Annotated in this window: 20 protein-coding genes; 13 read left to right on the top strand and 7 right to left on the bottom strand. The window is 69.4% G+C overall.

All coding sequences use genetic code 11. The features are described from left to right. Nucleotides 1–356: 356 nt before the first annotated feature. The 3 genes from VGZ23_03990 to VGZ23_03980 form a co-directional block, all read right to left on the bottom strand. A complete protein-coding gene (locus tag VGZ23_03990) occupies nucleotides 357–1,187 on the bottom strand; it encodes an ABC transporter permease (protein ID HEV2356757.1) in 831 nt (276 codons plus the stop codon). Between the two features lie 73 nt (nucleotides 1,188–1,260). Next, complete coding sequence (locus tag VGZ23_03985; protein ID HEV2356756.1) at nucleotides 1,261–2,265, bottom strand: ABC transporter permease; 1,005 nt, start codon at nucleotides 2,263–2,265, stop codon at nucleotides 1,261–1,263. A gap of 60 nt (nucleotides 2,266–2,325) precedes the next feature. Continuing rightward, on the bottom strand, nucleotides 2,326–3,897 hold the full coding sequence (locus VGZ23_03980) for an ABC transporter substrate-binding protein (GenBank protein ID HEV2356755.1): 1,572 nt from the start codon (nucleotides 3,895–3,897) through the stop codon (nucleotides 2,326–2,328). A gap of 501 nt (nucleotides 3,898–4,398) precedes the next feature. On the opposite strand from VGZ23_03980, the gene thrS reads away from it, so the two are divergent. Beyond that, nucleotides 4,399–6,336 carry a threonine--tRNA ligase gene (thrS, locus tag VGZ23_03975; GenBank protein ID HEV2356754.1) on the top strand — a complete coding sequence of 646 codons (1,938 nt, stop codon included), beginning with the start codon at nucleotides 4,399–4,401 and terminating at the stop codon, nucleotides 6,334–6,336. Nucleotides 6,337–6,347: 11 nt separating this feature from the next. Here the strand turns inward: thrS and VGZ23_03970 are convergent, their stop codons facing one another. Next, nucleotides 6,348–6,995, bottom strand: a complete 648-nt coding sequence (locus VGZ23_03970; protein HEV2356753.1) for a YceI family protein — start codon at nucleotides 6,993–6,995, stop codon at nucleotides 6,348–6,350. Between the two features lie 83 nt (nucleotides 6,996–7,078). On the opposite strand from VGZ23_03970, the gene holA reads away from it, so the two are divergent. Beyond that, nucleotides 7,079–8,059: a DNA polymerase III subunit delta gene (holA, locus tag VGZ23_03965; protein HEV2356752.1), complete on the top strand. Its 981-nt coding sequence runs from the start codon at nucleotides 7,079–7,081 to the stop codon at nucleotides 8,057–8,059. 42 nt (nucleotides 8,060–8,101) lie between these two features. Here the strand turns inward: holA and rpsT are convergent, their stop codons facing one another. Beyond that, entirely contained in the window at nucleotides 8,102–8,371 is a 270-nt protein-coding gene (gene rpsT / locus VGZ23_03960) for a 30S ribosomal protein S20 (GenBank protein ID HEV2356751.1), read from the bottom strand. 115 nt (nucleotides 8,372–8,486) lie between these two features. Between rpsT and murJ the strand changes: the two genes are divergently transcribed. The 3 genes from murJ (at nucleotide 8,487) to dnaJ (ending at nucleotide 12,408) form a co-directional block, all read left to right on the top strand. Beyond that, nucleotides 8,487–10,121, top strand: a complete 1,635-nt coding sequence (murJ, locus tag VGZ23_03955; protein HEV2356750.1) for a murein biosynthesis integral membrane protein MurJ — start codon at nucleotides 8,487–8,489, stop codon at nucleotides 10,119–10,121. 121 nt (nucleotides 10,122–10,242) lie between these two features. Beyond that, nucleotides 10,243–11,265 (top strand): heat-inducible transcriptional repressor HrcA, encoded by a 1,023-nt coding sequence (hrcA, locus tag VGZ23_03950; GenBank protein HEV2356749.1) that lies wholly within the window; start codon nucleotides 10,243–10,245, stop codon nucleotides 11,263–11,265. Between the two features lie 9 nt (nucleotides 11,266–11,274). Further along, nucleotides 11,275–12,408, top strand: coding sequence for a molecular chaperone DnaJ (gene dnaJ, locus VGZ23_03945; protein HEV2356748.1), 1,134 nt, complete (start codon nucleotides 11,275–11,277; stop codon nucleotides 12,406–12,408). A 264-nt stretch (nucleotides 12,409–12,672) separates the two neighbouring features. On the opposite strand, the gene VGZ23_03940 is transcribed toward dnaJ, so the two are convergent. Together VGZ23_03940 and VGZ23_03935 are read right to left on the bottom strand one after the other, a co-directional pair. Further along, nucleotides 12,673–13,161 (bottom strand): hypothetical protein, encoded by a 489-nt coding sequence (locus VGZ23_03940; GenBank protein ID HEV2356747.1) that lies wholly within the window; start codon nucleotides 13,159–13,161, stop codon nucleotides 12,673–12,675. Between the two features lie 167 nt (nucleotides 13,162–13,328). Continuing rightward, nucleotides 13,329–13,604, bottom strand: coding sequence for a hypothetical protein (locus VGZ23_03935; protein ID HEV2356746.1), 276 nt, complete (start codon nucleotides 13,602–13,604; stop codon nucleotides 13,329–13,331). Between the two features lie 311 nt (nucleotides 13,605–13,915). Between VGZ23_03935 and carA the strand changes: the two genes are divergently transcribed. The 8 genes from carA to VGZ23_03895 all read left to right on the top strand — a co-directional run bounded on the left by carA (nucleotide 13,916) and on the right by VGZ23_03895 (nucleotide 24,252). Then, nucleotides 13,916–15,004: a glutamine-hydrolyzing carbamoyl-phosphate synthase small subunit gene (gene carA, locus VGZ23_03930; GenBank protein ID HEV2356745.1), complete on the top strand. Its 1,089-nt coding sequence runs from the start codon at nucleotides 13,916–13,918 to the stop codon at nucleotides 15,002–15,004. Continuing rightward, nucleotides 15,004–18,201: a carbamoyl-phosphate synthase large subunit gene (carB, locus tag VGZ23_03925; protein HEV2356744.1), complete on the top strand. Its 3,198-nt coding sequence runs from the start codon at nucleotides 15,004–15,006 to the stop codon at nucleotides 18,199–18,201. Before carA ends, carB begins: the two co-directional genes overlap by 1 nt. A gap of 177 nt (nucleotides 18,202–18,378) precedes the next feature. Further along, on the top strand, nucleotides 18,379–19,641 hold the full coding sequence (locus VGZ23_03920) for a LacI family DNA-binding transcriptional regulator (GenBank protein ID HEV2356743.1): 1,263 nt from the start codon (nucleotides 18,379–18,381) through the stop codon (nucleotides 19,639–19,641). Continuing rightward, a complete protein-coding gene (locus tag VGZ23_03915) occupies nucleotides 19,622–20,866 on the top strand; it encodes an ABC transporter substrate-binding protein (protein HEV2356742.1) in 1,245 nt (414 codons plus the stop codon). The genes VGZ23_03920 and VGZ23_03915 overlap by 20 nt, the downstream gene beginning before the upstream one ends. A gap of 11 nt (nucleotides 20,867–20,877) precedes the next feature. Beyond that, complete coding sequence (locus VGZ23_03910) at nucleotides 20,878–21,747, top strand: branched-chain amino acid ABC transporter permease (GenBank protein HEV2356741.1); 870 nt, start codon at nucleotides 20,878–20,880, stop codon at nucleotides 21,745–21,747. A 74-nt stretch (nucleotides 21,748–21,821) separates the two neighbouring features. Beyond that, nucleotides 21,822–22,778, top strand: coding sequence for a branched-chain amino acid ABC transporter permease (locus VGZ23_03905; protein HEV2356740.1), 957 nt, complete (start codon nucleotides 21,822–21,824; stop codon nucleotides 22,776–22,778). After that, the gene (locus tag VGZ23_03900) at nucleotides 22,771–23,499 is read left to right on the top strand and encodes an ABC transporter ATP-binding protein (GenBank protein ID HEV2356739.1); all 729 of its coding nucleotides are present in this window, start codon (nucleotides 22,771–22,773) and stop codon (nucleotides 23,497–23,499) included. The genes VGZ23_03905 and VGZ23_03900 overlap by 8 nt, the downstream gene beginning before the upstream one ends. Nucleotides 23,500–23,532: 33 nt before the next feature. After that, the gene (locus VGZ23_03895) at nucleotides 23,533–24,252 is read left to right on the top strand and encodes an ABC transporter ATP-binding protein (GenBank protein ID HEV2356738.1); all 720 of its coding nucleotides are present in this window, start codon (nucleotides 23,533–23,535) and stop codon (nucleotides 24,250–24,252) included. The last annotated feature ends 54 nt before the right edge of the window (nucleotides 24,253–24,306 follow it).

The following is a 24,306-nucleotide window of genomic DNA, read 5'->3' as shown; positions in this document are numbered from 1 at the left end:
TTCTCCCTCGATCTGTTCGCCGGTGACAGCATTCTTGCCGCTGACGGAGATCGCGTTTTGCCCGGTGATAACGGCTACGTCGCCGTAGAGTCTAATTTTCGCATCTTCGAATTCGACTCGCGTAACCGGCCTCGGTGACGGCGCGTAAGCGAGCCACTCATCTCGATTTTGGACTTTGCCTTCGATATCGATGTGGAGGTAGTCTGAAGCCAACAATCGGCCGAGCGCGACAACATCGCTTTTCGCCCATACTTGCGCGAATTGTCGGATCCGCTGCTCAAGCTCTCTTTCGGACCGCGCGCTACTTTCGTCTGTCACTGGAATGCGCCCCGCTCTGGCCCCACTTTACACTGCCGTTAGCCCCGTGCCGACAGCCGCGGATCGAGCGCGTCGTGCAGCCCGTCCCCGGCGAGGTTGAAGGACAGGACGACGAGCGCGATCGCGACCCCCGGTGCCAGCGCGGCCCAAAAGGCGGTGAGCAGATACTTGTAGGCGTCGGCGAGCATCGCACCCCACTCCGGTGTCGGGGGCTGCGCGCCGAGTCCGAGGAAGCCCAACCCGGCCGCATCAAGAATTGCCGTCGCGACTCCGAGCGTGCCCTGCACGACCAGCGGGGCCGCGGCGTTGGGGAGAATCGACCGCAGGAGAACCCGCCACGGCCTGGCGCCCATGGCCCGGGCCGCGGTCACGTACTCATATTCCTTGATTGCGAGCGTCGATCCTCGCGCCACGCGTGCAAAGACGGGAATGTTCACGACGCTGACCGCCAGAATCGTGTTGTTGAGACCCGGACCGCGCATCGCCACGATCCCGATCGCCAGGATGATCGACGGGAATGCCAGCATGACGTCCATCAGACGCATGATGGTGCCTTCGACCCGGCCTCCCGCGTAGCCGGCGGTGATCCCGAGCAGCGCCCCGATCAGAAGCGATCCTGAGACCGCAACGAGCCCGACTGTCATCGAAATGCGGGCTCCGAGGAGCACACGCGCGAACACGTCGCGGCCCAGTTCGTCGGTGCCGATCAAATGCTGGGCCGACGGCGGCTGGAGCCTGCCGAGAAGATCCTCCTGATCCGGGCCCTCAGGAACAATGTGTCCGGCGAAGATCGCGATCAACGCGAAGAAGATGATCATGCCGAGCCCCACCCGCGCATTGCCGTTGCGCCAAAACCGGCGGGCGGCCATCCGGAGGGCCGACCGTCCGGACGGCCGGGCCGCCGGGAGTGCGACGGCCGGCGGGGCGCCGGGCCGGGTCTGCTCAGGCGTAGCGGATGCGGGGATCAAGGAAGGCATAGAGGACGTCGACGACGAGGTTCACCAGCACGAATACCAGCGAGAACAGGAGAATGCCGGCGAGAACGACGGGGTAATCGCGGAACAAAATCGAGTCGTACATGTACCGGCCCACGCCGGGCCACGAAAAGATCGTTTCGGTCAGCGTGGCTCCGCCGAGGAGAAAGCCGACCTGGAGTCCGATCACCGTGATGACCGGGAGGAGGGCATTTCTCAGACCGTGATCCAGCACTACAGTGCGGCCGGTCAGGCCCTTCGCGTACGCGGTGCGGATGTAGTCTTGATGCAGCGCGTCCAGCATGGTCGCTCGGGTCATTCGCGCGATGATCGCGGTCGGGATCGACCCGAGCGTGATGCTCGGCAGGATGAGATGACGCAGAGCGTCCAGCGCGGCGGGCCAATTGGCGGTGAGCAGGCCGTCCAGGACGTCGATCCGCGTGATCGACACGATCGAGAAATTGACGCCGAGTTGTCCGGCGGTCGGCAGCACGTGCAGGTAGACGCTGAAGACGTACACGAGCATCAGCCCGAGCCAAAACACCGGTTGCGAGATGCCGGCGAGGGCAAGCAGCATGCCGAGCCGGTCGAACACGGAATTCGGCCGCGAGGCGGAGACGATGCCGATCGGCACGCCCACCAGCAGCGCCACCGTCATCGATCCCATCATCAGTTCAATCGTCGCCGGAAACCGCGGAATGTACTCGTCGATCACGCGGCGGTGGCTGTCGAGCGACTGGCCGAAGTTGCCGTGGAGCACGTTCCACAGGTAGATGCCGTACTGTACGGGCAGCGGTTGGTCCAGCCCAAACTCGTGCTGCACGCGCCGCACGGCCTCGGACGTCGCGTGCTCGCCGAGGTAGACCGTCGCCGGATCGCCGGGAATGAGGTGGATAATCAAGAACGCCGCCGCCGACACCCCCAGGAGGATCGGGAGGAGCGCGATCGCGCGGCGGGCGATGTACCGGGCCATGCGGCCGGACACGCGTCGGGGGGCGGGGACTCGCGGTCCCGCGCCCCCCGCGCGCGGTGGTTACCTGACCGAAACGATCTCCATGTACTCGTTGGCGTCCGGCTGGCCGATGAGGCCGTCGACGTTCTTGCGGACCAGGAGCGGTACTCTGGCGTGTCCCAGCGGCACGTCGCGGTAGTCGGCCATGACCATCGATTCCGCCTGCGCGTACAGTTTGGCTCGATCCGCCTGCTTGCTGACGACCTTCGCCTTGTTGATCAGGTCGAACACGGCCGGGTTGTTGTAGGAGAGATAGGCCTGGTTGGGATCGTACTTGGTGAAGAAGTACCCGAGCCAATCGTCCGGATCCCCGTTGTCGCCGATCCATCCGATCATGTACATGGGGAACTTGTTGCTACTGCGGCTGTCCTTCAGGTACGTCGCCCAGTCCTCCGTCATGAGGTGGGCCCGGATTCCGACCTTACTCAAGTCGCTCGCGATCGCGGTCCCGATCTCCTTGCCGTTCGGGAAGTACGGCCGGCTCACCGGAATGTACCAGAAGTCGAACGAGAATCCGTTCGGGTAGTTCGCTTCCGCGAGCAGCTGCTTCGCCTTGGCGGGGTCGTAGGGAATCGGCGCCACGTTGGCGCGGCCCCACATCGTCGGCGGCATGTGCTGGTTGGCCACCTGGCCGTAGCCGCCGTAGAGCGCGTCGACGATCGCCTTGCGGTTGATCGCCAGCGCGACAGCCTCGCGGAGCCGCTTGTCCTTGAACAAAGAATTGTTCATGTTGAAGCGGAGCCAACCGGTGTTGAAGGCCGGCCGGAACACGGCCTTCAAGTTCGGATCGCGCTGCGCGACCCGGACGTCGTCCGGATTCGGCGCTTCCATCGCGCTCACCTCGCCGGCCTTGAGTGCCAGGAAGCGCGCCGCATTGTCCTTGATCACGCGCATGATGAGCCGTTGCACCTTGGGCAGGCCTTTCCGGAAAAAGCTGGGGTTGGCGACCATGGTCACGTGATCGTCCCGCACCCACTCCACGAACTTGAAGGGCCCGGTGCCCACCGGATGCTGGCCGACGCCCGTGCCGCCGTACTTCTGGAACGAGGCCGGGCTGTTGAACTCGAAGGTGATGATGGAAAGGTTGTACAGCAGCGGGGCGTTGGGCTGCTTCAGCACCAACTGCAGAGTATAGGGGTCGACGACTTTGGCCTCTTTGTAGTAATCGGCCATGAAGCCGTCCCAGTACGAGTAATCGGCGTCCTTCGCCGCATGGTAGGGGTTCTTGGCATCTGCCTGACGGTCGAAGTTGAACTTTGCCGCCGCGGCGTTCCACGGCGTCCCGTCGTGGAACGTCACGCCCCGGCGCAGCTTGAACGTCCACACCAGGCCGTCGGGCGACACCGACCAACTGGTCGCGAGGTCCGGCTCGACCGCCGTCTGGCCCGGCTTCGCGCGGACGAGCAAATTGAAGAGCTGGGTCGTGACCTCGGACGTCTCGCCGTTGGAGCTCACCTGATTGTCGAGTGTGTCGGCGTCCCCGGACTTGCCCCAGATGAGCGTCGTGGGACCGGCGGCCCAGCTCATCACCGACCCTGGGACCACGAGCACGCCGGCGACGAGCGCGGCAACGATTGCAAGAGCGGTAGCCACACGCCTCCAGCCCGATTGCGCTGTCACCATGCAACGCCTCCCCCTGCGTGAGATAATCACTTCCAAGCCATAGTATGTTCGTGTGCTACCCCCGCCCCTCCTTGGGGACCATAGGCCACGCGCCCCGTCTTAGTGGTATAATCTCGGACAAGCGATGACGGGGCCGTAGGTCCAGGCGGCCGTAAGAGAGGCGGGGTCATGGCTGGAAGCCCCGCTCGAACGCCGGATCGAATACCACCCCGGAGCCGCGGGTGTACGCCGCGAAACCTGCGGAACGAGTTCCGACGCCGTTCTCGTCGGGTGCCGCGGGGTCCCCAAGAATTGGCATCATTGCCGCGAATTCTTGGGGTGCCGATAAGCCCGCCGGGTGCGCCCGTGAGCGCGCGCGGAGTGGTCCGCCGCACCGGAATGCCTGTCGGTGCGGCGGGAAGGTGGGTGGAACCGCGGTGCCTCCGTCCCATTGGGACGGGGGCGCTATTGTTTGTCGGGGAGGAGTACATCATGGCCGAACGGATCTCGGTTGACCAGATCACGCTGCGGCTGCCGGACGGATCGACGCGGTCGTACGCGCGCGGCACGACCCTCGCCGAGGTGGCGCGGGACGCCGGCGTCCGCGACGTGCTCGCCGCCCGTGTCGACGGCGAGGCGCGCGATCTGGCGTTTCCGCTGGAGCGTGACGCCGCGATGGAGTGGCTGACGTTCGCGGATCCCGGGGGCCGCGAGGTCTACTGGCACAGCACCTCGCATCTGCTGGCGCAGGCGGTCCGCGAGCTCTTTCCCGACGCCAAGCTCGCGATCGGGCCCCCGATCGAGGACGGGTTCTACTACGACTTCGACATCGGGCGGCCGTTTACGCCGGACGATCTCGCGCGCATCGAAGCCCGGATGCGAGAGCTGGCCGCGCGCGACGAGCGGATCGAGCGGATCGCCGTACCGCGGGACGTCGCGCGCGGTCTGTTCGGCGAGCGCGATGACATCTACAAGGCCGAGCTGCTGGAAGGCATCCCCGACGACCCGGTGAGCTTCTACCGGCAGGACGGCTTCCAGGACATGTGCCGGGGTCCGCATCTCGCCTCCACCGGCCTCATCAAAGCGGTGAAGCTGCTCAGCACGTCGGGCGCGTACTGGCGGGGCGACGAGCGGCGCCCGATGCTCCAGCGCATCTACGGGATCTCGTTTCCGACCCAGCCGGCGTTGGACGAGTACCTGGCCCGCCTGGAGGAGGCGAAGCGCCGGGACCATCGGAAATTGGGCCGAGAGCTCGCCCTCTTCGCCTCGGTGCAGGAGGTGGGACAGGGCCTGCCGCTGTGGCTGCCGCGGGGGGCCACGGTGCGCCGGCTCCTCGAGCGCTACATCATCGATCTCGAAGAGAGCCTCGGCTACCGGCACGTGCACACCCCCGACCTGGCGAACGTGGAGTTGTACAAGATCAGCGGCCACTGGGATCACTTCCGCGAGAACATGTACCCGCCGATGAAGGTCGACAGCGAAGAGCTCGTGCTGCGGCCGATGAACTGTCCGCACCACATCATGGTGTTCAAGCACGGCCAGCACAGCTACCGCGATCTGCCGGTGCGCATCGCCGAGCTCGGGACGATGTACCGCTACGAGCGGTCGGGCGTGCTGACCGGCCTCGCCCGCGTGCGGGCGATGACGCTGAACGACGCGCACATTTTCTGCCGTCCCGACCAGCTGATGGACGAATTTATCGCGGTCGTCCGGTTGATCCAGCGCGTCTACCAGGACCTCGGATTGCATCCCTTCTGGTATCGGGTCTCGCTCCGGGATCCCCGGGACCGCGAGAATTTCATGCAGGACGACGCGATGTGGGAATCGGCCGAAGGCCAGCTACGGCAGGCGATGCAGACGCTCGGCCTCGACTACGTCGAAGCGCCGGGTGAGGCGGCGTTCTACGGTCCCAAGCTGGACGTGCAGGTGCCCAACGTCATGGGCAAGGACGAGACAATCTCCACCGTGCAGATCGATTTCTACCTGCCGGAGCGGTTCGGCCTCGAGTACGCCGGCGAAGACAGCCGGCCGCACCGCCCGGTGATGATCCACCGCGGCGTGATCAGCACGCTGGAGCGCATGATGGCCTTCCTCATCGAGCAGTACGCGGGGGCCTTCCCGCTCTGGCTCGCGCCGGAGCAGGTGCGCGTGCTCCCGATCGCCGACCGGCATCTCGGCTACGCGCGCCGGGTCGCCGACGTCCTGCGGGGGAAGGGCATCCGGGCGGAGATCGATACGTCAAGCGAGCGGACGGGACACAAGATCCGTGAGGCGCAATTGATGAAGCTCCCGTATATGCTGGTGGTGGGCGATCGCGAAGAAGCGCAGACCGCGGTGGCGGTGCGCAGCCGGGCGAAGGGCGACGAGGGCCAGGTACCGCTCGCGGCCTTTGCGGAACGGGTGATGGCCGAGGCGGCGGCCCGGCAGTGAGGGATCGGGCCCTACGGCGCCCTGGCGACGATACGCAGCGTCACCGTGACCGGGTCGCGGGCGACAAAGATGAACGCGCGCGGATAGGGGATGCCGTAGTCCGCCATCCGGACGGTGGCCGTCGCGTCGGCGCGATATTCGTGCGCGAGTGCTGTGACCATGGCCGTGAAGGCCGCGTCCCGGGTGACGGCGCGGATGGTCAGCCGCCCGCGGATCGCGGCGGGGAAGGGGCGCACGCCCAACCCCGGCTGGGCCGCGGCCGTGCCGGAAAACGTGATCGCGGGATACGTGCCGGTCTGCAGGAAGGTGGCCGCCATCGCGCGGTCGCGGGCGGGGTTGTCCGTGGTGAGCGTTCGGGCGTTGACGGTCCCCGCGATCTTGGCGACGTAGCGCTCGCCGTCCGCCTCCGGCTCGACCACCACCGTGCCCGTGACCCGCGTGGTGTGCCCGGAGAACCCGCCGCGGTTGTCGGGGACCGCGAAGACCACCGACGATTCGCCGGGGACGATCGCGAAGCCGTGCACGGGCAACAGGGCCGCCGGCGCGTGCGCCGCCGGGGTCGTCCCGGGGGCCGCCGCGGCGGGGAAGACCGTTGCCGCCAGCATCGTGATCACCAGCAGGACGCGCGTCGTATTTCGGGCCGGCCGGACCTTGGTCATCGTCGCACCTCTCCCCGACGTGGTACCGCGTTTCTGTATCGCGCCGGTCACGAGGCCGTCCGCCGGCCGGGGGCGGTGGTAACGTGCCGGTGACGGATCCCGCGTCCCAGGTGTATCTGCTGCTCGGCGAGGAGGACGTGCGCGCCGACGAAGCGCTGGCCAACTTGTTGCGCGATGCCCTGCCGGAGGGCGAGCGCGCCCTCAATCTCGACGTCCTCGACGCCGGTACCATCCCGGTGGCGGACCTGATCACGCGCTGCGAGACGCTGCCGTTCTTCGGCGCGCGGCGCGTCGTGGTCCTCAACATCCGGAACCCGGAATCGTGGCGCGCGGCGGAACAGGACGTTCTCGCCGAGTACCTGAGCCAGGGGCCGCCTCCCGCTTTGCTCATCATCGTGGCGCCGAGGCTCGATCAGCGGCGGCGGCTGTTTGCGGTGCTTCAGCGGACGGCACGAATCATTCCGTGCCCGCCGCCCGACCCGCAGGAGCTGCCGGCCTGGCTCATCGCGCGCGCCCGGGACGCGGGGAAAACGATGGCGCCAGAGGCGGCCGGCCTGCTCCTCGACCTCGCCGGCGGCGGGTTGCGCGCGCTCGGCTTGGAAGTCGCCAAACTGGCCTCCTACGTCGGGGACCGGGAGACCATCACCGCGGGCGACGTCCGCGAGGTCACGAGCCACGCGGCGGCTCAGGCCACGATTTTCCAGGTCATGGACGCCGTGGGCCACCGGCGCCCCGGCGAGGCGTTCCGCCTCCTCGACGCGCTCATCGCGCTTGGCGAGCCGCCGCTACGCATTCTCTACATGCTCGAGGACCAGGTGCGCATGCTGGCGCGCGTCCAGGACCTCGTCGACCGCGGCGTGCGCAACCGCGCCGAGGTCCAGACGATGCTCGGCTCGCGGGCCTGGCGGTATCGGGACTATCAGCGGCAGGTCGGGGCGTTCGGGCGCGTCGATCTTCGGGGGCTGCTCGGCATGCTGCTGGATACGGACGCGGCAATCAAGACCGGTCAGATGCCGCCGCGAGTCGCGTTGGAGACGCTGATCGTCCGGATGAGCGGGGCGTGACCCCGTCTGCGCGGGGCGGGACCCCGCCTGCGCGGGGCGGGGCTACGCCGGAGCGGACGCCTGGGTCTGCGCGGCGGCCCACCGCGTCAGCCGGGACTTCTTTCGGGCCGCGGCGTTCGGGTGCAGGATGCCCTTACGGGCCGCGGCATCGAGCGCGCTGATCGCCGCCCCTAACGACTCCCCGGCCGGCCGCTCCGACTCGCGCGCCTGCTTGACCAGGGTCTTGACGCGGGACCGGACCGCCTGATTGCGGACGGTGCGTTTCGCGTCCTGGCGCTTCCGCTTCAGGCCCGACTTGATGCGCTTTGCCACACCGCCACCTCCAGGAATGCCGCCGCGTTCCGGCGGGCGACGCTCATTGTAGCATCCCGTCCCGCGCCGTGCCACCGCCGGGGGCGCGCGGGCCGGGTGCTATAATGGCGCCGAGATGGCGACCCGAGATTCCGCCGCGGCCGTTCCGGTAGGTCCGGCCGGAACAACCGCGGGCGCGTCGGCTCCCGGGGCGCTCGCGCGCTCGGCCGGGATCATCGCCGCCGGCACCGTGGCGAGCCGCGTGCTCGGCCTCGCGCGGGACGTGTTGATCGCCGCGATGTTCGGTGCCACCTCCGCCCGATCCGCATTCGTCATCGCCTATTCGCTTCCGTTCTTCGTCCAACGCCTCTTTCTCGGCGGGACGCTCAGCATTGTGTTCATTCCGGCGATCACGCGCGTGCTGGTGCAGGGCGACGAGGATGAGATCCGGCGCGTCGTCTCGAGTACGTTCACGCTCGTGCTGCTGATCGGCGGGGCGATGGTGGCGGTGGGGGTGGCGGCGGCGCCCCTGCTGGTCCCGGTTGCCGCGCCGGGCTATCTGCGCACGAACCCCGGCGTGCTGACCACCGCGGTGCAACTCACCCGGGTCATGTTTGTCTCGATGGCGTTCCTCGCGATGTCGGCGTTCGCCACCGGGTACTTGAACGCCCATCGGCGGTTCGGTACGCCGGCGCTCGCGCCGGTGGTGTTCAACGTCGTCATTATCGCGGCCGTGTATTGGCTGGCGCCGCGGATCGGGATTCTGGGCGTCGCGGTCAGCTTTTTCCTGGGGTGGGCGGCCCAATTCCTCGTCCAGTTGCCCGAGGCCCGAGCGGTGGGATTTCGGTGGCGGCCGTCGCTCGATTTCTCGCACGCGGCGGTCAGGGAAATGGGACGCCTCGCGGTCCCGGCGATGCTCGGGTTGGCCGTCATCGAGATCAACTCCAACGTCGGCCGGTTCTTCGCTTCGTTCCTGCATCCGCAACCGGGCGTGGACTATCTGGCCGTGCTCGACTACGCGTTCCAGCTGGTGCAGGCACCGGTCAGCATCTTTGCGCTGTCCATCGCGACGGCCCTGTTCCCGACGATGGCGCGGCACGCCGAGACGGACACCCGTGCGCTGCGCGACGCGACGTCGCTCGGGCTGCGGGGCGTGCTCTTCACGATGATGCCGGTGATGGCCTGGATCCTCGTGGCCAGCCCGCTGATCGTCCGCGTGATCTTCCAGCGCGGGGCCTTTGGATCTGCGGCGACCGCCGCCGTCGCCCTGGGCTTCGTCGGGTACGCCGTAGGCACGGTGCCGTACGCGGCGTACTACATCGTCACGCGCACGTTCTACGCGCTCCACGATATGCGCACGCCGGTCCGGGTGGGCCTGTATATGGTCGCCTTGAACGCCCTCGGCGACTACGTCCTCATGCGCTGGCTGGGCCATCTGGGGATCGCACTGGCAACGTCGCTCGTCGCGTTCGCCAACGTCGGCATCCTGTTGTGGATCCTGCGCCGGCGCCTGGGCCGGCTGGACGGGCGCGCACTCGCCCATACGGCGACCCGAACGGGAGCCGCAGCCCTCGCGTTGGCGGGGGTGATGGTACTCACGCTGCACCTCGCGCCGCGCGTGGTGTCCACCGCGCACCTCGGCGGAGCGCTCGCGGTCCTGCTGGCCGCGACCGCCGCCGGCGCGGTCGTCTACCTGGGCGTTTGCCGCGCCCTGGGCGTCCGGGAGCTGCGGCTGCTCCAGATCGGCCGACGCAGGATGGCGGCGGACTGACCGCGCCCCCCCGCGCGGCTTGACACGGTTCTCGGGCCGGTGTAGGCTCGTCTCGGATGTTTAGCACTCTCGCCTTGTGAGTGCTAATGACGTCGGGAGTTGAGGCGGCGGAGGTCCGGCGGTGGAACCCATCGAGGGCCGGCGGCGCGAGATCTTGCGGATCGTCATCGACGATTACATCGCCACGGCCGAACCCATCGGCAGCGAGGCGGTGCGGGAACGCCACGGCCTGAACGTCAGTTCGGCGACCGTGCGCAACGAGATGGCCGCCCTCGAAGAGATGGGATACTTGAACCAGCCGCACACGTCGGCGGGCCGCGTGCCGACGGACCGCGGGTATCGGGTCTACGTGGACTCGCTGGTGACGGAAGAGCCGCTGGCCTCCGTCGAGCAGGCGCGCCTCCGGCGGGTGTTGCTGGCCCACGACGAGCCCCAGCGGACGATCGCGCGGGTCGCCCACGCGCTGGCCACCGGCACCGAATACGCGTCGGTCGTCGAGGGGCCGCACCTGCAGGAGCAGGTGGTCCGCCACCTGCACCTCATTCCGCTGACGCCGCGCCGGGCGCTCATCGTCGTCGTCACGGACACGGGCGTCTTCGAGGGCCGCATGGTCGAACTCACGGACGCGACGTCACCGGAGGACTGCGACCGGCTCTCGCAGGAGATCAGCCGGCGGGTGGCCGGGTGGCGGCTCGGCGAGCTGACGGTGCGGGCGCTGGACGAGGTGATCGGCGAGGCGGCGCTCTACCGGCAGGTCGTGTCGGAGGTAGGGCGTCTCGTCCGTGAGCAGATCGCGGCCTCGGCGGCCCGGATTCATACGGAGGGACAGACCAACATCTTGAAGCAGCCGGAGTTTCGCGATGCGCGGCGCGCCGAGCCGGTGCTCTCGGCGCTGCAGCGGCACGATGTGGTGGCGGAACTGCTGCACGACGGCGGCCCGGCGCCGGTCAGGATCACGATCGGCGCCGAGCACCGCCGTGAGGAAATCCGGGACTGCAGCGTCGTCGCCGCGACCTACTACGTCGGCGGCCGGCCGGCCGGGGAGCTCGCGATCGTGGGGCCCACCCGGATGCGGTACGGCCGGACGATCTCGCTCGTCCGGTTTCTCGCCGACACGCTGGGCGAAGCGCTCGACCGCCTCTAACCCGCTCCGATGCCTCGGACCGACTACTATCACGTGCTCGGGGTGCCTCGGGGCGCCTCCCAGGACGAGATCAAGCGCGCGTTTCGCCAGCTGGCCCGCGAGCATCATCCCGACGTGAGTCGAGATCCGGCCGCCGCGGACCGGTTCAAGAACATCAACGAAGCCTACCAGGTCCTCGGGGATCCCGAGCGGCGGGCGCGGTACGATCGCGGCGACGTTGTCGCGGCCGGGCGTCCCGACGGACGCGGCGGCCCCTTCGGCGCCGGCCCGTTCGAGGATCTTTTCGACGCTTTCTTCGGGCAGATGGGGGCGGGCGCGCGGCCGGGGGAGCCGGGCCCCGAGCGCGGCAGCGATCTTCGCGTCGCCCTGGAGATCACGCTGGAGGACGCGGCCCGCGGCGGGGAGCGGACGATCGGCCTGGTCCGCGAGGAGACCTGCGCCGTCTGCTTCGGCACCGGCGCCGAGAAGGGCAGCGCTCCCGAAACGTGCTCCACCTGCCGCGGCGCCGGCCAGGTCCGGTACAGTCGCGAGACACCGTTCGGCTCGTTCCAGCAGATCACCACGTGCCCTCAGTGCGGCGGCGCCGGCAAGGTCATCCGCAAGCCGTGCCGCGAGTGCCGCGGCCGCGGCCGCCTCGAAGCGAAGCGGGAGATCACGGTCGCGATCCCCGCCGGCGTCGAGGACGGCACCCGCCTGCGCCTCTCCGGCGAGGGCGAGGCCGGCATGCGCGGCGGGCAGCGCGGCGACTTGTACGTCGATCTGCGGCTCGCCCGCCATCCGGTCTTCACACTCGAGGGGCGCAACCTGCACTGCCGGGCGACGATCTCCATGACTCAGGCCGCGCTCGGCGCGGACATCGAAGTACCGACGCTCGACGGACCCGCCCCGCTCCGCGTCCCGGCCGGCGCCCAGCCCGGTGCCACCCTCGTGCTGACCGGCAAGGGCATGCCGCGCGCGCGGGGCGGCGGCCGGGGAGATCTCATCGTGCACCTCGGCGTCGCCATTCCGACGCGCCTCACGGCCGAGCAGGCCGCCGCGCTGGCCGAGTTCGGCCGTCTGCTCGGCGAGGCGCCGCCGGCCCGCCGGCCGTCCGCGGGCCGGAAGAAAACCCTCTTCGGCAAACTTCGCGTCCAGGACTCGTGACCGGGCGCCCCGCCGGCCGGCGGCGCGAGCCATGACGCCGGCGGCTCCGGTCCGAGGGCCGCGCGCCTGGATCGAGGTCCGCGTGACGGTGTCGGCGGAAGCCGCCGAGGCGGTCGCGGAAATCCTCCGGGATTGTCGTAGCGGCGGATTGGTCGAGGAGCGGCCGGCCCGTGACCGGGTGCGCCTTCGCTGCTACCTGCCGCCGTCGCGCCTCGTGCGGACGACGTTGCAGTTGGTACGCGCGCGCATTCGCGGGCTCCGGCGCTACGGGCTCGATCCCCGGCCGATCTCCGTCGCGTCGCGGCGCGTCGCCGCCCAGCGATGGGCGACCGCGTGGCGCGCGCACGCCGCGCCGGTCCGCATCGGCCGGTTGCTCGTCCGGCCCTCGTGGCTGCGCGCGGCGCCTCGCGCCGGCGAGGTCGCCGTCGCGATCGATCCGGGCATGGCGTTCGGCACGGGCACCCACCCGAGCACGCGCCTCGCGCTGCGCGGCCTCGACGCGGCCCTCGGCGCGCGGCCCCGCGCGGTGGTGTTCGACGTCGGCACGGGCTCCGGCGTTCTGGCGATCGCCGCCGCGGCGTTGGGGGCCCGGCGCGTCTGGGCCGTCGACAGCGATCCCGTCGCGGTCGCCGTGGCGCGGGCGAACGTCCGCCTGAACGGATGCGCCGCGCGGGTCGCGGTCGCGCGGGGGACGGGCCTCGGCCGGGCGCCCGGCCGCGCGGACGTGATCGTCGCCAACATCGTGGCCGACACGATCGTAGACCTCCTGCCGGACGCGGCCGCGCGGATGGCGCGGCACGGTGTGATGATCGGCTCCGGCATCGTCGCCGGCCGCGTCCGCCGCGTCCTCGCGGCGGCGCGCGGCGCGGGACTGCGGCAGACGGCGGTACTCCGGACGGGCGAGTGGAGGGCGGTCGTGCTCAGTGCGGCCAGACTTGGCTCGCGACCGTCAGGAGCACGAAGAAGCCGACGAGGAGGACCGCGGTCATCGCGAACGCCCGGTACGGCCGGCCCGCCGGGTCCGTCGCGTGCCGCGCGCGGTAGCCGGCGCGCAGCACGACGAGTCCGACGAGCGCCGCCGCGACGAGCACCGCGGTCAGGCCCCACACGCTTGCGACGACCGACAGGGCGAGCGCGCTCAGGCCGAGTCCGAGGAGCACCAGCGTCCGAACGACCGCGTACCCGGCGACGGTCACCGGCGAAGCGGCCCGCCGCCGGTGCCCGGGGATAGCCATAGGCGGCCAGGTTCTCTGCCCGGCTTGCAATTCCTTGTCTCCGCGATACAATAGAGCGGGTGCGGACCATTAACGATCTCCGGGAGGGATCGATGGTGCGCCGGGTAACCGTGCGCCGATCGGGGAGCCTCTTTGGGGCTCCCCTTTTTGTGTGTGCCTTGGCCCGTCCCAGGGAAATTGCATCTTTATGCATGACATAGTATAATCATGCGCGACTAAGAGCCTGTGCCGGGGGGTGCGCCGCCCTCGCGGAGCAGGCCGGGAGGATGCGGATGCGGGCACGACTCGCGCTCGAGGACGGCACGGTGCTCACGGGCCGCGCCATCGGCGCCCGGGGGTGGGCCGGCGGCGAAGTCGTCTTCACGACGGCGATGACGGGGTACGAAGAAGTGTTGTCCGACCCGTCCTACAACGGCCAGATCGTGACGATGGCGTACCCCTTGATCGGCAATTACGGCGTGAGCGGTGAGGCGTGGGAGTCGTTCCGCCCGCACGTCGAGGGCTTCGTTGTCGGCGAGGCCGCGGATCTGCCGCACCACTGGCAGGCCGAGAGCACGCTCGCCGCCACGCTCGCCCGCTGGGAGATTCCGGGGATCGCCGGTGTCGACACGCGGTTCTTGGTCCGCCACCTGCGCTCGCAGGGTCTCAAACGCGGCCTCGTCTCCACCGAAGAGGACGTGCCCGATGCGGACCTCGTCGCGCGGGCGCGGGCCCTGCCGGACATCAGCACGCTCGATCTGGTGGGAGAGGTGTCGACCCCCTCGGTCCGTCATCTGCCCGGGCCCGGGCCGCGGCTCGCCCTGCTGGACTGCGGGGTGAAGGCCGGGATCATCGACGGCTTGAGAAAGCGCGGGTGCGACGTGTGGGTCCTCCCGCACCGGACCACGGCCGAGGAGGTGCTCGATCTCTCGCCGGCCGGCCTCGTGCTCTCGCCGGGCCCCGGCGATCCCCAGACGCTGCCCCACGAGGTCGAGCAGGTACGGCGCCTGTGGGGACGCCTGCCGATGTTCGGCATCTGCCTCGGCCATCAGATCATCGGCCGGGCCGCGGGCGCCGATACATTCAAACTGCCCTACGGACACCGCGGCAGCAACCATCCCGTGAAGGATCTCGTGACCGGCCGCGTGTGCGTCACCACGCAGAACCACGGGTACGCGGTCGACGACGCGTCGGTCGGCGGGACGGAACTGGCCGTCACCCACCGCAACCTGAACGACGGGACGGTGGAGGGCCTCCGCCATCCGCGCCTGCCCATCATGACCGTCCAGTATCATCCCGAAGGCCGGCCCGGTCCGCTCGATTCGGCCTATCTGTTCGATGCCTGGATGGAGATGCTCGAATCCGCCGCCGTGATGCCCTGATGCCCGGCGGCATCCGTAAGGTCCTCGTCGTCGGCTCCGGCCCGATCACGATCGGGCAGGCCGCCGAGTTCGACTACTCCGGAAGCCAGGCGTGCCGGGCGCTCTCGGAGGAAGGCGTCGAGGTCATCCTGATCAACAGCAACCCGGCGACGATCATGACCGACGTGGAGACGGCCGACCGGGTCTACATCGAGCCGCTCACGGTCGAGTTTGTCGCGCGGGTCATCGAGCGGGAGCGCCCGCAGGGCCTGCTGGCCACGTTGGGCGGCCAGACCGGCCTCAATCTCGCGGTGGCGCTCGCCGAGGGCGGCGTGCTCGACGAGTACGGCGTGCGGCTCCTCGGGACGCCGCTTGAGGCGATTCGCCAGGCCGAGGACCGCGAGCTGTTCAAGGAGGCGATGCAGCGGTTCGGCGAGCCGGTGCCGGAGAGCGTCGTCGCCCACACCGTGGAGGAGGCGCGCGCGTTCGCCGCCCAGATCGGCTACCCCGTGGTGATCCGGCCGGCGTATACCCTCGGGGGCACCGGCGGCGGGATCGCGTCCGACGCGCGCATGCTGGAGGAGATCGCGGCGCGCGGCCTCGCCGTGAGCCGCATCCATCAGGTGCTCGTCGAACGGTCGGTCGCCGGGTGGAAGGAAATCGAGTACGAGGTGATGCGCGACCGGCTGGACACCTGCATCACCGTCTGCAACATGGAAAACCTCGATCCGATGGGCGTGCACACCGGGGACAGCATCGTGATCGCGCCGAGCCAGACCCTGAGCGATCGCGAGTACCAGATGCTGCGCAGCGCCAGCCTGCGCATCATCCGCGGCCTGGGCATCGAGGGCGGCTGCAACATCCAGTTCGCGCTCGATCCGGCGAGCGCGCGGTACTACGTCATCGAAGTCAACCCGCGGGTCAGCCGCTCGAGCGCCCTGGCCAGCAAGGCGACCGGCTACCCGATCGCCCGCGTCGCGGCGAAGATCGCGCTCGGGCGCACCCTCGACGAGATCCGCAACGCCGTGACCGGGCAGACCTACGCCTGCTTCGAGCCGGCGCTCGACTACGCCGTGGTGAAGATTCCGCGCTGGCCGTTCGACAAGTTCCCGTACGTGGACCGCCGGCTCGGCACGCAGATGCAGTCGACCGGCGAGGCGATGGCCATCGGCCGCACGGTGGAAGAGGCGCTCCTCAAGGCCCTGCGGTCGCTCGACCAGGGGATCGACGGGCTGGTGTACGAGCCGGCCGCGGGCTGGACGCGCGAGGCGCTGCGGCAGCGGATCGCGGAGCCCTGCGACGAGCGGGTGTTCGCGATCGCCGAGGCGCTGCGCCGCGGCATGCTGCCGCAGGAGATCGCCGATCTGTCGCGTATCGACCTGTTCTTCGTCAACAAGATCGCCAACGTCGTGGCGATGCTGGAGGGCCTGCGCGCCCGCCGCGATCCCGAGACGCTGCGGGCGGCGAAGCGGCTCGGCCTGTCCGACCCGTCGATCGCGCGGGTATGGGAGACGACGCCGGACGCCGTCCGCCGGACGCGCCTCGCGGCCGGTATCCGGCCGGTGTACAAGGTCGTGGACACCTGCGCCGGCGAGTTTCCGGCCGTGACGCCGTACTTCTATTCGACGTACGCGTTCGAAGACGAAGTCCCCGCGAGCTCGCGGCGCCGGATCGTCGTGCTGGGGTCCGGGCCGATCCGCATCGGCCAGGGCATCGAGTTCGATTATTCGAGCGTGCACGCCGTCCGTGCGCTCCGCGACGAGGGCCTCGACGCCGTGCTGATCAACAACAACCCCGAGACGGTCAGCACGGATTTCGACGTGGCCAGCCGTCTGTACGTCGAGCCGCTCACCGTGGAGGACGTCCTCCATGTGATCGAGCGCGAGCAGGCCGACGCGGTGATCGTCCAGGTGGGCGGCCAGACGGGCCTCAATCTCGCCGGTGCCCTCGCCGCGCACGGCGTGCGCGTGCTCGGCACGCCGGTGGACTCGCTCGACGCCTCCGAGGACCGCGGCAGGTTCGACGCGCTGCTCCGGCGGCTCGGGATCGCGCATCCGGCCGGCGGCGCGGTGCGGTCGCTCGACGAGGGCCTGGCGGCCGCGGCGCGGCTCGGGTTCCCACTGCTCGTGCGGCCGTCCTACGTGCTCGGGGGCCGCGGCATGGAGATCGTGATGACGCGGGAGGAGCTCACGCACTATCTCGCGTCGGCGTTCGCCGCGGATCGGGACCACCCGGTGCTCACCGACGTGTATGTCGAAGGCACCGAAGTGGAAGTGGACGCGATCAGCGACGGGGACGCCGTGTTTCTCCCCGGCGTGATGGAGCACATCGAGCGGGCCGGCGTGCATTCCGGCGACAGCATCGCCGTGTTCCCGGCCCAGCACCTCACCCCCGAGGAGACGGAGCAGCTCGTCGCGGCGACGGTGGCGATCGCCCGGGCGCTCGACGTCCGGGGCTTCCTCAACATTCAGTTCGTGGTGAAGGACGGCCGGGTCTACGTCCTCGAGGCGAACCTCCGGAGCAGCCGGACGATCCCGTTCGTGAGCAAGGCGTCCGGCGCGCCGCTCGTCCGGCTCGCCGTTCACGTGATGCTCGGTCATCGTCTCGCCGATCTCGGCTACCCGGGTGTGACCCGGCTGCCGGCCCCGTCGCGCGTCTCCGTCAAGGCGCCGGTGTTCAGCAGCGAGAAGATGGCGCAACTCGACGTGCTCTTGGGTCCGGAGATGACCTCCACCGGCGAGGTGATGGGGCAGAACAGCAGCCTGCCGGGGGCCCTGTATCGCGCCCTCGTCGGGGCCGGCATCGAGATGTCGGAGCAGCGGGCGCTCCTGGCCAGCGTTGCCGACCGGGACAAGGCCGACGCGGTCGGCCTGGTCCGGCGGTTCGCCGACCTCGGCTTCACCGTCTACGCCACCGACGACACCGCGAAGTACCTCGCCGAGCACGGGGTGCACGCGATTCACGTGAGCAAGAACGGCGACTCCGAGACCGCGCTGCGGCTGGTGCACGAGCGCGCGGTCAGCCTGGTGCTCAACACGCCCACGCGCGGGCGGACGCCCGGGCGGGCCGGATTCGCGCTCCGCCGCGCGGCGTTCGAGCGGCACCTGCCGTGCTTCACCTCGCTCGACACGGCGGCGGCCTTCCTCGACGTCCTCACCGCGATCCGGGCCGGGGAGATCCCGGCCCCGCACGCGGCGATGGAGGTCTCGCCCCTCTAGACCGGCCCCCCGGCCCCCCCAATTCCTTGACAATGCGCCCGAGACCGGTGTAACCTTCTACCAAGTAAAACGATACACCAGTTCCGCAGCTCCGGCCTCACGCTGCGCAACTCGCTGCTACGATCCGGCCCCACGGACGGGACACGACCGGGGCCAGGCCGGCAGGAGGGGACGGGTCTGGCCGAGTCCACGACGATCCGAGACGTCGCCCGGCTTGCCCGAGTGTCCGTGAGCACCGTCTCCAACGTGCTGAATGGTCGCTCCGGGCGCATGCGGCCCGCGACGCGCCGCCGGGTGGACCGTGCCATCGCGCGTCTCCGTTACCGTCCCAACCGGGCCGCCCGCCAGCTCCGCACCGGCCACGCCCGGACGATCGCGCTCGTCGTTCCCTCGGTGGCCAACCCGTTTTGGGGGAGCTTCGCCGTGTACGTGGAAAGCGCGGCGAGGGCCCACGGCTACCAGGTCGTGCTCTGCAACACGGACCGGGATCGGGCCCGCGAGCGTGCCTACGTCGCGGGACTGTGGCGTGACGGCATCAGGGACGTCATTCTCGGCTCCTCCCTCCCGTCCCTCGATCACATCGCCGACCTCATGGCCCGGGGTCTCACCGTCGTCGCCCTCGGACTCCCATCCCACGGGGACGCCGTCGTCCCCGCGGCCAGCATCAGCGTGGACAACCGCCACGGGAGCCTGCTCGCGACCCGGCATCTCCTCGGGCAGGGACATCGCCGCATCGCCTTCATCTCCGACCTCGCCCGGTTTACAAGCCGCGTCGAACGGTACCGGGGGTACCGTGACGCGTTGGTCCACGCCGGCCTTGCGATGGACCCGGCGCTCGTGTGGCGGCGAGGCGCCGACACCATGTCCCGCGACGCGGAGGGCGCCGAGGTCGGCCAGATAGGCATCCGGCATCTGCTTAAGGCCCCGAGTCCTCCCACCGCCGTCGTCGCCGCGAATGACCTCTGCGCGTTTGGCGTCCTGGCCGCGGCGAGGGAACTCGGGCTCATCGTCCCCCGGGACCTCTCGGTTGTGGGGTTCGACGACATCGACCTCGCCCGGCTCGCCAATCCCCCGCTGACGACGGTCCGCCAACCCGCGGACGAATTGGCTCGGATCGCGGTGGACGAGGTCCTGCGGGCCGCGGCGCAACGTCCGGCGCAGGAGCCCGCGACGCTGGTGGTGCGGCCGCGCCTCATGGTGCGGGCGTCGACGGCGCCTCCGCGCGCCTCGTCCGCGCGGCGGGGAGCGTTCACCGCGGCGCTGCGAACGGCGCGCCGGTCGCGCGCGGGTGACGCGAGGCTGCTCGCCGGCAGGGTGGGGGAGGAGGTGGTCGGAGTCCGGCGGCGCAGTGCAAGGATGCTCGTGCACGAGAGTGGAGCCAACGTCGCGCGCCTACGCGCGACCCGAAGGAGGGGAGACGATGGACAAGCCCAGGGGTAGGAGTTCGCACAGGCAGTACACCCGCAGAGGCTTTCTCACCACGGTCGCGCGCGGCACCGTCGCCGCCGGCGCGGTCTCCGGATTCGGCGCCGCGGTCCTGAGGTCGGAGGCCGCGCCCGCCGACGTCAACATCGGGGGGCTCTATCCGGTAACCGGTGGTCTCGGGCAAATCGGGCAGGGCTGTGTCAACGCCGCCAAGCTCGCGGTCCAGATGGTGAACGGCCGGGGCGGCATTCGGGCGCTCGGCGGCGCCAAATTGAACCTCATCCTCTCCGATGTGCAGAGCGACACCACGGTCACCCGCACGGAGACGGAGCGGTTGATTACCCAGCACAAGCTCTCTGCGATCCACGGGTGCTACGCGAGCGCGTTGACCCTGATTGCCAGCGAAGTGGCCGAGCGGGCGAAGGTGCCGCTCATCACCGGCTCGAGCTCCGACCAACTCAACCAGGGCGGCCGCAGGTACACGTTCACGCCATTTTCCCGAGCCTCCCAGTTCGCGAAAGCACAGCTGCAGATGAGCCGGCTGATCAGCGACAAGCCGAAGGTGGCGGTGGTGTTCGAGAACACGGCGTTCGGGACGTCGACCTCCAAGGGCCTCCAGGATCAGGCGGCCGGCGAAGGCGTCGACATCGTCATGTTCGAACCGTATTCCGCGGGCTTCACCGACGCCAGCCCGCTCGTCAACAAGGTCAAGGCTTCCGGCGCCACCACGCTGTTCGCCGTGTCCTACCTCAACGACCTGATTCTGATCGTCCGCACGATGAAGCAGATGGGCGTCGGCATCCCGATCAACGGCGGCTCGGGAGGGTTTGTCCAGCCCGAGTTCTACAAGGGCGTGGGCAAGGACGCGGAGGGACTGCTCGGGGTGGCGCACTGGAACCACGACATCAACGCCGACGCGAGAACCGTGAACACGGCCTATCAGAAGCAGTACGGGGAGTTCATCTTCGAGTACGCCGGCGGGCTGGTTGCCCAAACGTTCATGCTCGCCGACGCGTTGGAACGGGCGGCGTCGACCGACCCGCGCAAGGTCCGGGACGCGCTGGCCGCCCTCGACGTTTCGAAGGGGTACGCCGCGATGGCGCCGGGCGGGAAGGTCAAGTTCGACCCGGCCACCGGCAAGAACGTCTACGGCCATCCGGTGGGCGTCCAGTGGCAGAAAGGCGACCTGGTGACGGTGTTCCCGAAGGACGAGGCTCGGGCGTCGCTGATGAAACCTTAGCCGCCCGGCGCATGACGGCGGTCGTCGCTCAGGCCCTGGTGAACGGCCTGCTCATCGGCGGCATTTACGCGCTCGTGAGCATCGGGGTCACGCTGATCTTCGGCGTGGTGAAGATCGTCAACTTCGCCCACGGCGAGTTCGTGATGATCGGCATGTACATCAGCTACTGGCTCGCCGTCCGCTTCGCCGTGGACCCCCTCGCGTCGCTGCTCGTGTCCATGCCGGTGCTGTTCGTCGCCGGCGTGCTGCTGCAGCGAACGCTGATCCGGCGCGTGCTCGGCCTCGGCGACATGCCCCAGATCTTCCTGACGTTTGCGCTCTCGCTGCTGCTCATGAACCTGGCGCTCCTGTTGTTCACGGCCGACTACCGGACGGTGCACACGAGCTACACGGAGTCGGCCATCCGCATCGGGCCGCTGTACGTCGGGGTGGCGCGGCTCACGGCGTTCGTGCTCGCGATGCTGCTCAGTGCGGCGCTGGAGGTGTTCCTGCGCGCCACCGACCTCGGCAAAGCGATGCGGGCGGCGGCGCAGAACCGGGACGTGGCGATGCTGATGGGCGTCAACCCCGATCAGGTCTTCGGCGTCGCCGTGGGGCTCGCGCTCGCGCTCGCCGGCGCCGCCGGCTCGCTCCTGTTGCCGTTCTATGCCGTCTACCCGACGGTCGGCCAGGTGTTTGTGCTCATGGCGTTCGTGGCCGTCGTCCTCGGGACGCTGGGCAACGTGACGGGCGCCCTCATCGCGGGCCTGATGATGGGGATGGCCGAGTCGCTGGGCATCCAGTTCATCGGGGCGGACTCCGGGCTGATCGTGGTATTCGCCGTCCTGCTGTTGACGCTGACGGTCAGGCCGAGCGGACTGTTCGGGGGGCGGATCCGATAGAACGCGGGCGGCGTTCTTGGCGCGTCATCGGACTCGCGGCGGCGGCGCTGAGTCTCATCCTGCTGCCGCGAATCGTGGCCGATCCCTTCGCCATCGACATCTTCATCAGAGTGCTGCTCTTCGCGTTCATCGGGGTGGCGTGGAACCTGCTGGGGGGGTACGCCAAACAGCTGTCCCTGGGCCACGCCGCGTATTTCGGCCTCGGCGCCTACACCTCGACGATCGTGCTCATTCGCTTCGGCGTATCGCCGTGGATCGGCATCGCCGCCGGCGGCGTCGTGGCGATGCTCGCCAGTCTGCCGATCGGAGCGCTGTGCTTTCGCCTGCGCGGGCCCTACTTTGCCATCGCCACGATCGGGACGGCGCAGACCTTGATGCTCCTGTTTCTGAAGTTCCGCAACTTCGCGTGGGGCGCGGAAGGCACCACGATCCCGAACCAGGGCAACTCGCCGTGGATGATGCAGTTCGATGCCAAGGCGGCATACTATTACATCGCCCTCGGCCTGCTGGCACTCGGGCTCGCCGTCACCTACTGGATCGAGCGCTCTTGGATGGGATACTACCTGGTCGCGGTCGGCGAGGACCAGGACGCGGCCGAAGCCGTGGGCGTCAACGTCCCGCGGATCAAGCGGGACATCTACCTGATCAGCGCGTTCCTCACCGGGCTCGCCGGGACGTTCTACGTCCAGTACATCTACTTTATCGATCCCAACACGGCCTTCAGCTTCAACGTGTCCGTGGAGGCGGCGCTCGTGTCGATCGTCGGCGGGATCGGCACGTTGTGGGGTCCCGTTATCGGCACGGCGCTGCTCGAGCCGACCTCCGCGCTGATGCAGAGCTGGCTCGGCGGCGCGCGCGGCGGCGTGCAGCTGACCCTCTACGCGGTCATCCTGATGGCCGTCATCCTGTGGCGGCCGACGGGCCTGCTCGGAGTGCTGACGGATGTCTACGATCGGGTGGTCCGAACCGTCACGAACGCCGCGCCGGGCGGGGCGGCCGGCGAGCGAAAGGGCGCGCCGCTCAATGGGTGAGTCCCTGGTCGTTCGCGGTCTCAGCAAGCGATTCGGCGGGCTGCGGGCTGTTCAGGACCTGTCCTTTTCGGTGCCGGAAGGGCACACGGTGGCCCTGATCGGACCCAACGGGGCGGGCAAGACCACCAGTTTCAACCTGATCACCGGGTATTATCGTCCTGATGCGGGCTCGATCCTGGCGTTCGGCCGGGAACTCGCCGGCCTGCGCCCGTACGACGTGTGTGCGCACGGGGTGGCCCGCACCTTCCAGGTGGTTCGGCCCTTCGGCAAAATGACGGTGCTGGCAAACGTGATGACCGGGGCGTTCCTGCGCCACAAGAGGGTGCACGTCGCGCGCCGGCGGGCCCGCGATGCCATCGACTTCGTGGGGTTGTCGGCCAAGGAGGGGGTCCTGGCGTGCGATCTCACCGCCATCGACCAGCGGCGGCTCGAGCTGGCCCGGGCGCTCGTGACCGAACCGCGCCTGCTGCTGCTCGACGAGGTCATGGCCGGGCTGAACCCGACGGAGATCGATCAGGCCGTCGCGCTCGTGGAGCAACTGTCCCGGCGCGGTCTGACCATTGTGATCGTGGAGCACGTGATGCGCGCCATCATGGCCGTGGCGCGGCACATCGTGGTGCTGGACCACGGACGGAAGATCGCGGAGGGAGGTCCGGCCGACATCGCGCGGGACCCCGAGGTCATCCGGGCCTACCTGGGGAGCAGCTACGTGCATGTGTGAGCCCGATAGTGCGGCCGCTCCCGGAGGCCGGCGGTGCTAGCGCTCGCCGGCGTGAGCGCGGCCTACGGGGCCGTCACCGCCGTGACCGACGTGAACATCACCGTCGGCGAGGGAGAGGCCGTCGGCCTGCTGGGCGCCAACGGGGCCGGCAAGAGCACCACGCTGCGCGCGATCTCCGGGTTGCTGCGTCTTCGCACCGGGACAATCACGTTTGACGGCACGAACATCGCAGACCTGCCTCCGTACCGGGTCGCCGAGCTGGGGATCGCCCACGTGCCCGAAGGCCGCCAGGTGTTCCCCGAGATGACCGTGCAGGAGAACTTGGAGATCGGCGCCTACATCCCGCGGGCCAGGCGTGCGCGCCGTCGGACCCTGGACCAGGTCTTCGGCATCTTTCCGGTGCTGGCCGAGCGCCGGCGGCAGGTGGCCGGCACGATGAGCGGGGGCGAACAGCAGATGCTGGCCGTCGGCCGCGGGCTCATGCTGCAGCCGCGGCTCCTTATGCTCGACGAGCCGTCGCTGGGGCTCGCGCCGGTCGTGACCGATGCCGCCTTCGACGCGATCCAGAAGATCCATGCCATGGGCATGGCGATGCTCCTGGTCGAACAGAACGCGGCCCGCGCGCTGACCCTGGTGCAGCGCGCCTACGTGTTCGAGAGCGGCCGGGTGGTGATGCACGGCACCGCCGTCGAGCTGGCCAACAACACGCAGGTGCGGACGGCCTACCTCGGCATCGACGCGGCGCCCCGCTAGTCCGTCCGATCCGTCCGGCGTTCCCTGGATTCGGGCTTGCAACTTTATTCATAA

It is taken from the genome of bacterium, assembly GCA_035945995.1.
Lineage (GTDB): Bacteria > Sysuimicrobiota > Sysuimicrobiia > Sysuimicrobiales > Segetimicrobiaceae > DASSJF01.
Note: the sequence above shows the minus strand (reverse complement) of the source record. Positions and strands in the feature narration are given on the sequence as shown.